The organism is Pararhodobacter sp. SW119, assembly GCF_017811755.1.
Lineage (GTDB): Bacteria > Pseudomonadota > Alphaproteobacteria > Rhodobacterales > Rhodobacteraceae > Pararhodobacter.
Map to the genome: position 1 here is coordinate 1 of NZ_JADDJF010000064.1, position 13,654 is coordinate 13,654.

The window sequence follows — 13,654 nt, forward strand, 5'->3', positions numbered from 1 at the left end:
CGGTCGAGTTGCTGCATATCCTCGGCCGCCGCGACGGCGCCGAGAAGGCGGATTACTCCGGCTCGATTGCCCTCGGGGCGCGCACGGCGCTGCTGGAGGAGTTGGCAGAACTCGACGCGCAGCGCGCCCGGCTCGTGTCCCATCGCGGCCGCGCGATCCTGGAAGATGCCCGAGCTATCCTCGACCGCGCCGGCATCAACGAGATCACCACACGGCTTCGGCACGGCGACATCGTCGACACGGTCGCCGAACAGGAAGCTGGCGCCGAAATGATCCTGATCGGCAAGCGTGGCGAGGCGGCGGACTTCGCCAAGGGGCATCTGGGCTCCAACCTTGAACGCATCGTGCGCGCGAGCAAGAAGCCGGTCTTCGTGGCGGCCCGCGCCTTCAAGCCGATCAGTCGGGTGCTAATCGCTTACGACGGTGGTGCCTCGGCGATGCGCGCCGTCGAGCATGTCGCGCACACCCCCCTCTATGGCGACCTGCATGTCAGCGTCGTCACCGTCGGTAATCCAACCGATGCCACCCGAAAGCAGCTGGCTGACGCGCAGGCCGCGCTGAAAGCGGCCGGTATCGCGGCTGAAACCGACATCGTCAGCGGACAGCCCGAAACCACCCTCGGCAAGCTGGTCGAGGGGGCGCCCTATGACATGGTAGTCATGGGCGCCTATGGCCATTCGCGCATCCGAAGCCTGATCATCGGCTCCACCACGACCGAGATGATCCGGTCCTGCAAGGTGCCGATCATTCTGACCAGATGACCCGCATGAGTTCGTTGCCGACGCCGAGCTTCGGGAGCACTATCGCCCCCCGATTCGGGCCAAGTCGACGGAGCTGCTTGCGAGCGAGGGGGGCACGAAGGCGGACCGCGAGCCGTTGAAAGTCTTCCTGTCGTGACCTCCCGTTCCCACGAGCAGATGACGCACGGGTTCGCCAGATCGCTTTGCTAAGGACTCACCTTGAATGCAGATGGCAAGAAACTTGGCTTCGACCGGACGACTGCAGCTCCGGGCGATCAGTTTCGCAGATACTTCCGATGAAGCACGGGCAACGCGGATGGAATGGGCACCCTTGTGGGACTGAAAGGGGCGATGGCGACTCCCCCTTCAGGATGATTTCCGCGCTATCGGTATCAGGGTCAGACGGAAGTGCTGCAGAGATCAACGCTCGGGTATAGGGGTGGCGGGGGGTGGCGAAGACTTCCTCGGCGGGCCCGGTTTCTACAATCCGGCCGAGATACATGACGCTCACCTGATCCGCCAAGAACCGCGTCGTGGCCAGATCGTGCGCAATGAGGAGGAAGGCCATTCCACGGTCGCGCTGCAGATCCTTCAGAAGATTCATGATCTGCGCCCGGATGGACACGTCCAAGGCCGAAACCGGCTCGTCGAGGATGATCAGCCGCGGATTGCTGATCAACGCGCTGGCGATCGCGATCCGTTGGCGCTGGCCGCCGGAGAACTCGTGTGGAAAATTGCGCATCTGGTCGGGACGGAGTTCCACCTCTTCCAGCGCCCGAGCAACGCGCGCGTCGATCTCTTTGCGCGACAGCGAGGTCGTGGCGATAAGCGCTTCGGCCACGGTGTCGCGCACGCGCATCCGGGGGTTCAACGAAGCCCAGGGATCCTGGAAGACGGCCTGAACGTCGCGGCGAAACCACCGAAGCCGCTTCGCGCTGAGCGCGTGAATATCCTGGTCGTCGAAACACGCTTTTCCAGCGGTCGGTCTATCAAGATTGAGGATCAGCCGCGCCATTGTCGTCTTGCCGCAACCTGACTCGCCGATCACCGCATGCGTCTCGCCGGCCTGAACCTGCAGATCGACCCCGTCGAGGGCGCGCACGAACGGTCCGCGCCCGGCCAGGCCGGTGGTGAAATGTCGCGCGAGCCGCGACAGTTCCAGCAAGGCCGTCATGCCACCGGCCGCCAGCAAGCGGCAGACTGCCCCGGCGCGGTGACCACCGTCGGTGGCGCCTTGAGGTGGCAGCGTGCATCGGCCAGGGGGCATCGAGGGGCGAAGGCACATCCGCTCGGCAGCGACCAGAGCGCGGGGGGCTGGCCCGGGATCGCCGGCAGCCGGCCCTCTGGCGTGTCCAGCCGGGGAACCGAGGCAACAAGCGCGCGTGTATAGGGATGAGCTGGCGCGGAGAATATCCTCCGGACCGGGCCGGTTTCGACCACGCGTCCGGCATACATGACCATGACTCGATGACAGAGCCGAGCGACAACCCCGAAATCGTGCGTGATGAAGAGGATCGAGAGCCCGGTCTCGGCCTGGATGTCGCGCAGCAGGCGCAGGAACTGCGCCTGGATCGTCACATCGAGCGCGGTCGTCGGCTCGTCGGCGATCAGCACCTTCGGCGCGCTGGAGAGCGCAATGGCGCCGACCACGCGTTGCCGCATCCCGCCCGAAAGCTCATGCGGAAAGGCGCGCATCCGAGCCTCAGGCGCGGGGATGCCCAGCCAGCGCAGAAGTTCGACGGCGCGCACGCGCAGGGCCGTCGACGGGCCAGGGGCGTGCAGGCGCAGCGCCTCGATCACTTGCGCGCCGATCCGCCAGACCGGGTTGAGCGAGGTCTGCGGGTCCTGCAGAATCATCGAGATATCGCGACCGCGAACCGAGCGCATCTGCCGATCCGAGAAGGCGAGGATGTCCTGACCGGCAAGCGTGATGCGGCCTTGCGTGATCCGGGCGGCCGGCTGAGGCAGCAGGCGCATTAGCGCAAGGCCGGTCATCGACTTGCCCGACCCGGATTCGCCGACGAGACCGAGTGTCTCGCCGGGCCGCAGCGAGAAGCTCACGTCGTCGACCGGGTGAATGACGCCCGCCTTTCCGCGGATCTGCACGCTGAGGTTTGAGACGTCGAGCACCATGTCAGACCTGCTGCAGCCTGGGATCAAGCCGGTCTCGCAACCAGTCGCCGAGCAGGTTGATCGAGAGGACCGAAAGCAGGATCGCGAGCCCCGGGAAGAAAGAAATCCACCAGGCCGACACCACAAACTGTCGGCCGTCCGCGACCAAGAGGCCCCAGGTCGGAGTCGGGCGCGGCACCCCGATGCCGAGAAACGAGAGCGTGGCTTCGAGCAGGATGATGACGCCCAGTTGCAATGTCGCCATCACGGTGATGGTGTTGGCTACGTTGGGCAGTATGTGGCGCGAGAGAATGCGCAGATGCGAGGCGCCCGCGACGCGGGCCCGGGCGACGAAATCGCGCTCGCGGAGGCTGAGGACTTCGCCCCGGACCTGACGCGCGAAGGACGCCCAAAGGACGAAGACGATCACGGCAAGGACAGCTGAAAAGCTGGGACCAAAGACGACGGCCAGCGCCAGAGCCAGCAGCACGCTCGGCAGGGCAAACGAGATGTCCACGAGGCGCATGACCACCGCATCCGTCCAGCCTCGCGCATAACCCGCGAGCAGACCCAGCGCGGACCCCAATGCTGCGCCCAGCACGATTCCAACGGCCGAGATTGCCACCGCATAGCGCGCGCCGTGAAGGATACGCGAAAGGATGCAGCGGCCAAGCCTATCGGTGCCGAGGATGAACTCCCAGCCGCCGCCGGCAAAGACTGGCGGCTGCAGGCGATTGCGCAGGTGGCTCTGATAGGGGTCGTGCGGCGCGATCAGATCGGCGAGCAGTGCCGGGCCCAGCAGGACCAACACGAGCAGAGCCAGCGGGATCACGGGGAGCCGGCTGCTAGCCATGCCGCACCCTCGGGTCTACCCAGGCGTAGAGCAGGTCGACAAGCACGTTCGCGAGCAGGAAGGCCAGCGCGAAGAACATCACCACCGCCTGGATCACGGGGAAGTCGCGCGCCCGGATCGCCTCTATCGCGAGCCAGCCGGCCCCAGGCCAGCCGAACACCGTCTCGACCACGATCGATCCTGTCAGGACCGAGCCGGCCAGCACGCCGAAATAGGTCAGTGGCACAATTGCGGCATTGGCAAAGGCATGGCGCCAGACCACCGCAGTCTCGGAGGCGCCCTTGATCCGGGCGAGCTTGACGTATTCGGTGTCCAGCACCTCAAGCATCGCCGAGCGGGTAAGCCGGGTCAGTGCCGCAATCTGGAAGGCGGCGATCGAGATGGCGGGAAGGATCATGTGCGCAAGTCCGCCATGCCCTGAGGTCGGCAACCAGCCAAGGCCTACCGCGAAAATCCAGATAAGCACGATTCCCAGCCAGAAGGCTGGGATCGACTGCCCGAAGAGCGCAAATCCACGCACCAGGTGATCCGCCCAAGTGCCGCGGCGCACCGCCGAGACGACGCCAGCCGGGATCGCCACGGCGATGCTAATAAGAAGTGCAAGCCCGCCCAGCCGAAGCGTTGCGGGCAGCCGGTCGAGCACGACACCCATTGCCGACTGGCCGCGCCATTTCAGCGACATGCCGAAATCGCCCTGAAGCGCATTGCCCAGAAACACCAGATACTGCCTCCAGAGCGGTTCATCCAGTCCGAGGTTGCGAGACAGTGCCGCAATCTGTTCGGTCGTCGCGTCGTCGGGGAGCATGGTGTCGATCGGACTTCCGGTGGCGTGGGAAAGCCCGAAAACGATCACCGTGATCGCGAAAAGCGAAACAAGGCTTTGGACCAGCCGCAGAAGGGCGAAACGCGTCATTGCTGCCTCGGCGTGCGCATCATCCCGAAGGCGTCCGCGGGGGGCCGTCGCCCCGCGCGCAGGGTTTTCGCCTTTCGCTCACTCGGCCACCGGCTCGATCAGATGCCAATGGCTCAGCCCGATCGCAGTGGCACCGGGATAGGTCCAACCGACAATCGTGTCGGGATCCACCGCCACCTCGTAGCCCACCGACGCAACAGGGATGTCAGCGTAGAGCTCGTAGAGATAGGTGAAGGCGTCGCGTGCTATCTCACCGCGCTCCTCGGGGTCAATGCTCGCGTTCATCGCGGTGGCCAGTTCCTCCATCTGTGCAGTCTCGACAAAGTTGATCGGGTTGCCGGCCGAGGAATAAAAGATGCTCAGCCCTTGAACCGAAGGCCGGATCGGCGCGTTGCGCATCGGGCGCAGGACGAAGGCGGTGCGCGCGCGGCTCATACCGCCAAGTGTGCCCCAGTCCATTTCTCGGATTTCGGTCTGGAGGCCGACCTCGTCGAAGAAGACCTGCAAGAGCTCAGCAAGCACCGGGAATTCGGGGTTTCCGCCAAGGGTTGTGGAGATGATCGGGATGACCGGATCGGCGAAAGCCTCCGGATATCCGGCTTCTCCCAGAAGTTCGCGGGCCCGCTCAGGATCGTAACCATAGTCTTCATCGAATCGCTCGGCCAATTCGGGCGCGTATCCCTCGCCGCGGGGGTCCATCATGAAACGCACCAGTTTCTCGGCGCGCCCGTCGTAGAGAACCTCCATCAAGACGTCGCGGTCGATCGCGCGGTTCATCGCCTCGCGTAGCCGGATGTCCATCCACGGCAGCTCGGGATTGTAGCCTTCGACCCCCTCTTCATAGATGTTGCCGAACATGAACGCCGTCTGCATCGCCGCATTGGTCGAAGAGAGGATGGCATAGTCCGCTTCGGTCGCCTCGCTCTGCAGTTCCCGCGGCAGCGCGACGATATCGGCCTCGCCGGCCAGCAGCATCGCGAGCTTCGTCGCCGGTTCGGCCACGTAGCGGATGTCGAGCGTCGAGACCGCCGAAGTCTCGCCCGACCAGTGGTCCTCGACCGCCTCGAAAGTCACGCCCTCACCGATCCGTCTCTCGGTAAGCCGGAAATGGCCGGTGCCGGCGGGAGCGGCGTCGTAGCCTTCGATACCCTCGGCCTCGTATTGTGCCTTGGAATAGATCAGCATGATCCCGCGCCCGGCATGCGCGAAAAGGAAGTTCGGGCGCGGCTCGGGCAGATGGAAAGTAAGCGTGTGGTCGTCGAGGACCTCCAGTTCCGCACCACGCAATAGCGTAAGGCCGGTCAGGATGCTGTCGTTAGAAGTGTGCAATTGATAGCTGTGGACGATGTCGGCGGTCGTGACCGGCCCCCAGTCTCCGTGAAACTCGGCCTCGGGGCGCAGATGGAAGGTCCAGGACGTGAAGTCCTCGTTCACCTCCCAAGTATGAGCCACCGTCGAGGTGTCGATCTCGCCCGTAACTGGGTCGTTGCCCAGTAACGTCTGCATCGCCGGGCCCAGATTGTTGTCACCACTCGTCTCCCAGAAGCGATTGGTCTCGGCCGAGGGTGGGTCGAGCACGATCGTGACGTCCCGCGCCTCAGCCGGTGGGGCGGCGATGCCAAGTGCAAGCGCGGCGGCCAGTCCGCCGGCGCGAAGCCAACGAAAGGATGGATTCCTTTCCGTAGAGGTCGATATCCTAGTCATGGTCTGTCTCTCCCTGTTTCATCGTTTACCCGGTTTTGTGGCCAGCCGGCCGGCGTCAGCTTCCCCGACACCATCCCGGAGAGGCACGAGGTTCAACTCAAGCGGCGTTTCGGGAAGTGACAGCGCCATCCGCTTGAGATCCTGGTAGATACGCGCTCGGCGACCGAAGAGTGCGGCCAGCGGCGCGCGGGGCTCGAACACCGCATCGGTTCGGCACATGGCCTGCGCCGCGGCGGGAAGGGTCGCGTGCAAACCGCAGCCCACCGCGGCGCACATCGCGGCGCCGATCAGACCGGTTTCCTTGGCAGCCGTTCTCACGACTGGAACACCCGTGACATCGGCCTTGATCTGGCACCATGCATCGCTCTGCGCGCCGCCACCGCAGACGCGAAGTTCAGTGATCCGCTCACCGGTTTCCCGTCCGGCGATCTCGAGGATATCGCGCAGCGCATGGGCAACACCTTCCAGCACCGACCAGAGCAGCGCATCCCCGTCATTGCCACGCGACAACCCCGCAAACATTCCGCGCACATCCGAACGCCAGACCGGCGTCCGCTCACCAGAGAGCCACGGCAGAAAGACCGGCAGATCGTCGGCAGGCGGGCGATGACCGGCACGCTCGATCGCGGTGGATAGCCGCCCCTTGACCCGGAACACCTCGTGCGCCCAGGTTGCGCTGTCAGCTCCGATCTGCGTCGGCCCACCGAGCTGCCACAGGCTCTCGCCCCATAGGACGGAGACGAGCCCGTCCACCCCCTTGCGCACCGTGCTCAGCAGACCCACCGCTTCGGAGGTGCCCGCGACATCGTAGGCCTGTCCAGGCAGCAACGCGCCTGCCCCAACGGCGGTCGCCCAGGCGTCCATTGACCCGGAGAACACCGGCAGGCCACGCAACCGGTCGAAGGGGGCCGCGGTCTCGGTGATCCGGCCTGCTTCCTGCCAAGGCCACAAGCGCGGCCGGTCGATCAGGCTTCCGATTCGCGACAGTTCGCCGGACACCAGCTGCCCTGATGACGCGAAGGCATCGAGCCGCGATAGCGTGACCGCATCTGCGGTGAGCGTGTCTGTCAGACGGTGGATCAGCCAGTCCTTGGGGTCGAGCACCGCGTCGATGCGGGAATAGATCTCAGGCTCCTTACGGGCGAGCCAAGCCAGACGGGCAAAGGGGTGGAAGGCCGAGATCGTCTCGGCCGGATTGCTCTGTGGCAAAGCGGCCGCCACCACACGTGCGTCGCTTTCTGCGCGCCTGTCACGAAACAACATAGCCGGGCGCAGCACAGATCCTCCGGCGTCAATCAGCACCTGGGTGCGCGTGACGCCGCAGACGCAGAGCCCGAGGGGCAGGTGCTTGTCCGAAAGGTCCTCGAGAACCTTTCCTGTCGTCTTGCACAGCGCGCGCCACCAGTCCTCGGGGTCAAGTTCGGCCCACCCCGGGAAAGGCTCAGAAAACGACAGAGGTTCGAGCGCGCAGGCGAGAACCCGGCCATCCGGTGTGACCGCCGCGGTGCGCAATGCGCTGGTGCCGATATCGATCGCTATGAGCACTTCGGTCAACGCTCGCCCTCCTCGCCAGGGGTCAGCACGATCTTCAGAAGATCCGACCGGACAAGGCTCTGTGTTACCTCGATCACGCGGCCCGCTTGCAGGCTGGCGACGCGATTGAAGCGAAAGACGGGCGAGCCTACGGGCAGACAGAGCCGCGTCGCCGCATCAGGTGACAGCGCAATTGCGTCGACGATGTCCTCTGCGCGATGCGGACGAAGGCCACGTCGGTCGAGGCATGCGTAGAGCCCGCCACGCAGCTCTGTAGGGTCGAGCTGCGACAGCACATCCGCCGGCAGGAGGATGGTCTGCAAGACAGCGGGCACGGAATCGAGTAGCCGAAGTCTCTTCAGTTCCCACAATGTCTCGGGTGGCAAAGCGCCGAACTTCAGCCGCTCCGCCGAGGTTGCCTTGCGCTGCTCCAGGCCGAGAATCTGCTCGCCAACACGATACCCGTGTCGCTCGGCCTGCAGACGAAAACCACTGAGCGGGCCGGTTGGCTGGCGGATCGGGTTGCCGGACTGCCGGACGAAATGGCCGGCTCCCTGTCGACTTTCGATAAGTCCGCGTCGGTCGAGCAGGCTGAGTGCCGAGCGCACCGTGACTCGGCTGACATCGAAGATCCGCATCAATGCGTGTTCGGAGGGGAGTTTCATCCTAGCCGCGATCCGGCCCTCGGCGATTTCCGAGGCGAGTTCGTCGGCAATTTGCTCGTAGCGTGGCGGTGGCGCGCCGTGCAGCGCCAGATCCACCGGTTGCTCTGCAGTGTGGGTGTGCCCGACCAATCACGCCTCCTTCGACACTGCAGAGTGATCAGTCAGGTATAATACAAGTCAAGAGCTTTGATGAGGGGTGCCGGTTCCGAACCTGGGGTCCCACCGCACCGCTATCTTGGGCGCGTCCAAGTGAAATCTGCTGTCTTGCGCTGGCCCAGTGGAGCGGACGTGGCTCGATTCTACCGGGTTTATACCGGAGGATAAGACGCCCCAACCTCGGGGGCACCCGACCGATCCACATGGCGGTCTGCGGTTTTGCCTAGGACTTCTTTAGGGACCCGTGGACGTGTAGTGAGCCATTCCTATTCCCCGTTGGACTGCATTGTGGGTGGTGACGTTCGCGGCATGTCGAAAAGCATGCTTCACCAGATTGCTAATTCCGAAAGACAAAGGCACCCATATGGAGTGCCTCGGCGTCTACGGTATCGAGCTTGCGGCCCAGGCGCGAGCGCACAAGGAGAAGTTGGCGGCGCTTGCCGCAAGGGCCGCGAACCACGGCTAGTAAAACCGCTCGCAATCCTCCGGAAGGAGATAGGCCCGCTGGAAAAGATTGCCGTCGCGATCCTCGAAACTGTTGCGCAGGGTAACGCCCATTCCGAACATCTGCTGGCCCTCCAGGCAGATCGTCTCGGCACGGGATTCGATCAGAGCCCGCATTTCGCTGGCAGAGGCGCGGGCATCTGCGGCGGTCGTGACGTAGGTGTATTCCATGATCCGCATGCGCGGCAGGAACAGCGCGTCGGTCATCGTCAGCGTGTCCGTCACCGCCGAGGGCAGGTCTTCACGGGCATCGGCGGCCATGTCCGCAAGTAGGACCTCCTCGTCGTGGGAGGCGGGCGCGACGTTTGGCGTGACGACAGCGTCGGGAGCAACCGGCGCGGTTGCGGCTGGCTCGGTTGCGGGCGCCTCTGTGACGGGCGCGGCGGGCGGTTGCGGTGCGTCGTCCGTGGGGACCAACAGGAAATAACCGACCGCCACCACGACCAGCGCACCGAGGCCGAGAAGGTATTTCATCATTCAGAGAGCTCCCGCATCGTCGTGTTTCCAATGAGCTAAAGGTTTCTGGTCAGGAGGCAAGGTCGCAGAACCACACCATTGGCCCGAGCATTACGCTGCGTCTGCAACGTTTCCTACCATGGCGAGCGGTGAGCGAATGACGGTTCCTGGCTCACTGCGGTCATGGAGCAACGCGGCGGTGCGCACTGGAAAGCGGCGCGAGTGGGCGGCACCGAACGCGGCAATCTCGTGCCCTGGAAACAAGCTGGCGCCGGTCGAAGCCGGTGCCTGCCCGTGCCAAGCGGTAGAGACGGCCAGGCTGCGCCTAGCGCTCCCGGGTTCATCGACACCCTCAAACCTGATCGAACCGAACATTCCGCCCCACGGCCGATCAGCGGTCCGGCTCGGGCAAGCGGTGCCTTTGTCGGATAGGACGGCTAGCGCTACCGCGCCGATCAGAGCGTGATCCGGTAGAGGGCAAAGCCGCCTTCGCCCTCGCCCGCCGGTTCGATCATCGTGCCGCGAGCACGCACCTCACCCAGATATCGCATCGCGGCCGGCCCGGTCTCGAACAGCACCGTGGCGCCATCGGCCGGCGCGAAGTTCCAGTTTCCGTCCGCGGCGGGAGCGATGGTGCCGCTCTCCACGATGTAACGCACGATGACGTCGCGATTGGTGTCGGGCGCCTCGAACACGATGGTGGAGCCGTCGGCGCCGGGGAACCGCCCCCCGCCCGAGGCGCGGTAGTTGTTCGTGGCGACGATGAATTCGGCGTCGTCGTCGATCGGCGCGCCCTCGAACTCCAGATCCACGATCCGCCGGGCATCGGGGTTCACCAGTTCGCCATCGGTGTCATAACGCGACGGCTGGGTGATATCGATGCGGTAGGTCACGCCGTCGATCACGTCATAATTGTAGGAGGGGAAGCCCGGATCCAGGAGCGGCTGGTCCGCCGCCCCCGGCTCGACTTGGTTGAAGATACCGGCCGAGCGTTCCAGCCATTCGCGCACCTGCGAGCCGGTGATGCGCACGGCCATCAGTGTGTTGGGGTAAAGGTAGAGGTCGGCCACATGCATGATGGCGACCGGGCCGGGCTCAACATCGGTGTAGTATTCCGGCCCGCCGCGCCCGCCGGCCTTGAAAGGTGCGGCGGCGGACAGCACCGGCAGCCCTTCATGCTCGGTGCCCTTGAGGATGTCGGACACATACCAGTGCTGCGCCTCGCTGACGATCTGGACCGAGGGGTCGTCGGCAACCAGCGCGAAGTAGGAATGCAGGGGCACCTCGGTCCGACCGACTTCGGCGCGGACATATTCTAGGGTCTCCTCGTGGACCTGCTGGGTGGCGGCGATCACCTGCGGATCGCTGTCAACCAGCGGCCGGACGGTGCGGTCTTCGAGGCGCTCGAAGATCGGGCGGGTGGTGCTTTCGGACCGGTCGATACGCCACGCGCCGCCCTCGCGCACCAGCATCAGGTCGATGATCCCCAGATGCGATCCCCAGAAGCCGGCCATCGCGGCGGGTTTGCCCATCAGCGTGCCGGCGGCGGCATCGATCCCCTGGCCACTGTAGCGGTCCGACGGGAAGACGAGGTGATGGTGCCCGCAGACCACCGCGTCGATCCCGTCGACCGCGGCGAGGTGCAGTGCGGAGTTTTCCATCATCTCCTCGTGCCGGCTGGCGGAGATGCCGGTATGGGCCAGCGCGATGATCAGGTCCGCCCCCTCCTCGAGCATCTGCGGAAACCAGGCGCGCGCCGCTTCGACGATGCCGCGCACGGCAAAGCGCCCCTCCAGATGGGCGCGGTCCCACTGCATGATCTGCGGCGGCACGAAACCGATCAGGCCGATGCGGACGGGATGGGTCTCACCCGCGCCATCGGTCAGTTCACGATCAAGGATCACGTAGGGCGGCAGGTGCAACGCATCCTCGCGCGGCGTGGCGCCGAGGCTGCGGGCGAAGTTGGCGCAGACGATGGGGAACTCGGCGCCGGCATTCACCTTGTCCATGAAGTCGACGCCGTAGTTGAATTCATGGTTGCCCAGCGTGCCGCCGTCATAGCCGAGTGTGTTCATCCCCGCGATGATCGGATGCAGGTCGCCCGCGGCCATGCCGCGCGAGTAGGCGATGTAGTCGCCCATCGGATTGCCCTGGAAGTAGTCGCCATTGTCGACGGTGAGGGTGTTCGTCGCCTCGGCCCGGATGTCGTTGACGATCGACGCGGTGCGCGCCATCCCCATCGTGTGGTTCTCGCGATCGGCGTAGTAGTCGTAGGGATGCACGTGGCAGTGCAGGTCCGTGGTGGACAGGACGCGCAGATGCGCTTGCCCGGCCGCGGCGCGGGCCGAGTAGGGATGCAGCATGATCAGGCCGCCTGCCGCGGTCGAACTGAGCAGAAAGGTGCGGCGGGACAGGTGGGCCATGACGGGCTCCAATGCTTGGGGGCAGAAACGCCGGGTTGCGAAAGTCGCCGTGGAAGCCGCACCGTGATTGCGCACCAGCCGACATCCCCCAGTTGAACCGGCTTCCATCTTCAGTGTCATCCCAATCCGGTCCTCGAGCAAGTGCGATCAGCACCGCAGCGGCATTTGTCGGCCCGGGTATCTCATATGAAAAATGGGATCATACGGTGCTTCCTCGATCGGTTCACAACCGTTGCAATGCATGCCCGGAAAATCGGCCTTCCTGGTAGTCGACACCCTTCTTCGTAGCTGCCTATACCGGCCCTGAAAGCCGGTGCAGCGTGCCATCCGGCAACGGTCGCTGGAGTTTTGCAGCGACCTCGATGGGGGCTGAAAGCCACGTCTCCCACTCGTCCGGCTTCGTCAGAATGACGGGCATCGCCTTAGGATGTATCGACCTTACCTCGGCGTTCGGCGAGCAGGTTAGGAACGCGAAGAGATCGTCGGTCGTCTCGCCATCCTTCACCTTCCGGACGGACTTCCAGCCACGCACCTCGATACCTGCGAAGAACATGCGAACATCCGGTTCAGTGAGGCCGAACCACTGGTTGCCACCCTTCACCGGTTCAGCGAAAGACGTGACCGGAACCAGGCAGCGGTGCGTCTTGTCCAGCCACCGCCGCCAGTGCGGGGAGGTCAGGTTGCGCACGTTGGTGACGCCTGGATCTCGCTGCGTATTGAGGACACCGGGCGGCGATGGCATTCCCCAACGTGCCTTCACCAGTTCAAGCGCCTCGCTACCATGGCGCACGATCGCACCGAACTGGTCGGGATACAGCTGACCGGGCGCGAGGTTTCCTGCCCGATCTTTCAGCCCGTCGAAGAGTTGGCGCATCAACGCCTGAGTCGTGGTGTTGCTGTAGAGGTTGCACAGCCTGCATGACCGGTTCCGCGATGTCGCCGAGCTGATGGACGAGGCCGAGCACGACGTGCTGGCCTACATGGCCTTTGACGAGAGCCTGCGCTCGAAGCTGCACAGCACAAACCCGCTGGAGCGCGTGAACAAGGAGATCAAGCGGCGCACCAACGTCGTCGGGATCTTTCCCAACCGCGAGGCCGTCATCCGGCTCGTCGGCGCGCTGATGCTGGAACAGAATGACGAGTGGGCCGTCTCTCGCCGCTACATGCCGGTGGAAAAGCTGACAGCCGTGTGCAACCATACCGAAGCGGCGCCGATGATCGCCGCACAGTGAACGAACGACACCAGCTATGAAGAAGCAGATGGACGCCAGTTTCTACACCACCTCCCGGGGCACTACCTTGAAGAGGCATAGGCATGAGAGTCTCGTCGCTAGAATTGACTGGCCTAAGGTCTATCGCAAAGGCCAACCTAACGTTCAGCGACGTCACAGTGTTGATCGGTGGCAATAACGCTGGAAAATCGACTCTGCTCCATGCACTACGGCTGTTCTTTGACGCCGCACCGAAGCTATCGAAGGATGACTTCCACAAGCGCGAAACGGAAAGCATCGAAATCATAGTCACGTTTGACCACCTCACTCCCGGGGAGATCGAGGAGTTTGGTTCCGCCGTACATGACGGGAAGTTAACGATAT

The 13,654-nt window shown here is 64.3% G+C and carries 12 protein-coding genes and 1 pseudogene; 3 read left to right on the forward strand and 10 right to left on the reverse strand.

The genetic code is table 11. From position 1 onward, the window contains the following. Nucleotides 1-761, forward strand: a 761-nt coding sequence (locus tag IM708_RS18500) for a universal stress protein (RefSeq protein ID WP_209428054.1), incomplete at its 5' end; no start/stop codon positions are given. Nucleotides 762-954: 193 nt separating this feature from the next. On the opposite strand, the gene IM708_RS18505 is transcribed toward IM708_RS18500, so the two are convergent. From IM708_RS18505 to IM708_RS18550, 10 genes are all read right to left on the reverse strand, one after another. Further along, entirely contained in the window at nucleotides 955-1,914 is a 960-nt protein-coding gene (locus tag IM708_RS18505; RefSeq protein ID WP_209428055.1) for an oligopeptide/dipeptide ABC transporter ATP-binding protein, read from the reverse strand. Then, on the reverse strand, nucleotides 1,911-2,873 hold the full coding sequence (locus IM708_RS18510) for an ABC transporter ATP-binding protein (protein ID WP_209428056.1): 963 nt from the start codon (nucleotides 2,871-2,873) through the stop codon (nucleotides 1,911-1,913). Before IM708_RS18510 ends, IM708_RS18505 begins: the two co-directional genes overlap by 4 nt. 1 nt (nucleotide 2,874) lies before the next feature. Further along, complete coding sequence (locus tag IM708_RS18515) at nucleotides 2,875-3,705, reverse strand: ABC transporter permease (RefSeq protein WP_245243314.1); 831 nt, start codon at nucleotides 3,703-3,705, stop codon at nucleotides 2,875-2,877. After that, a complete protein-coding gene (locus tag IM708_RS18520; protein ID WP_209428057.1) occupies nucleotides 3,698-4,618 on the reverse strand; it encodes an ABC transporter permease in 921 nt (306 codons plus the stop codon). Before IM708_RS18520 ends, IM708_RS18515 begins: the two co-directional genes overlap by 8 nt. 78 nt (nucleotides 4,619-4,696) lie before the next feature. Next, the gene (locus tag IM708_RS18525; protein WP_209428058.1) at nucleotides 4,697-6,322 is read right to left on the reverse strand and encodes an ABC transporter substrate-binding protein; all 1,626 of its coding nucleotides are present in this window, start codon (nucleotides 6,320-6,322) and stop codon (nucleotides 4,697-4,699) included. 18 nt (nucleotides 6,323-6,340) lie between these two features. Beyond that, nucleotides 6,341-7,867, reverse strand: coding sequence for an FGGY-family carbohydrate kinase (locus IM708_RS18530; RefSeq protein ID WP_348525001.1), 1,527 nt, complete (start codon nucleotides 7,865-7,867; stop codon nucleotides 6,341-6,343). A gap of 5 nt (nucleotides 7,868-7,872) precedes the next feature. Further along, entirely contained in the window at nucleotides 7,873-8,649 is a 777-nt protein-coding gene (locus tag IM708_RS18535; RefSeq protein WP_209428060.1) for a GntR family transcriptional regulator, read from the reverse strand. Between the two features lie 489 nt (nucleotides 8,650-9,138). Further along, a complete protein-coding gene (locus tag IM708_RS18540; RefSeq protein ID WP_209428061.1) occupies nucleotides 9,139-9,657 on the reverse strand; it encodes a hypothetical protein in 519 nt (172 codons plus the stop codon). Between the two features lie 434 nt (nucleotides 9,658-10,091). Continuing rightward, entirely contained in the window at nucleotides 10,092-12,059 is a 1,968-nt protein-coding gene (locus IM708_RS18545) for a bifunctional 2',3'-cyclic-nucleotide 2'-phosphodiesterase/3'-nucleotidase (RefSeq protein WP_209428062.1), read from the reverse strand. Nucleotides 12,060-12,351: 292 nt separating this feature from the next. Further along, a complete protein-coding gene (locus tag IM708_RS18550; protein WP_245243315.1) occupies nucleotides 12,352-12,933 on the reverse strand; it encodes an SOS response-associated peptidase family protein in 582 nt (193 codons plus the stop codon). Between the two features lie 61 nt (nucleotides 12,934-12,994). Between IM708_RS18550 and IM708_RS18555 the strand changes: the two are divergent. After that, nucleotides 12,995-13,291, forward strand: a pseudogene (locus tag IM708_RS18555) (transposase); the annotation flags it as partial. Nucleotides 13,292-13,374: 83 nt separating this feature from the next. Beyond that, the coding region (locus IM708_RS18560; protein ID WP_209428063.1) for an AAA family ATPase at nucleotides 13,375-13,654 on the forward strand (280 nt) is incomplete at its 3' end.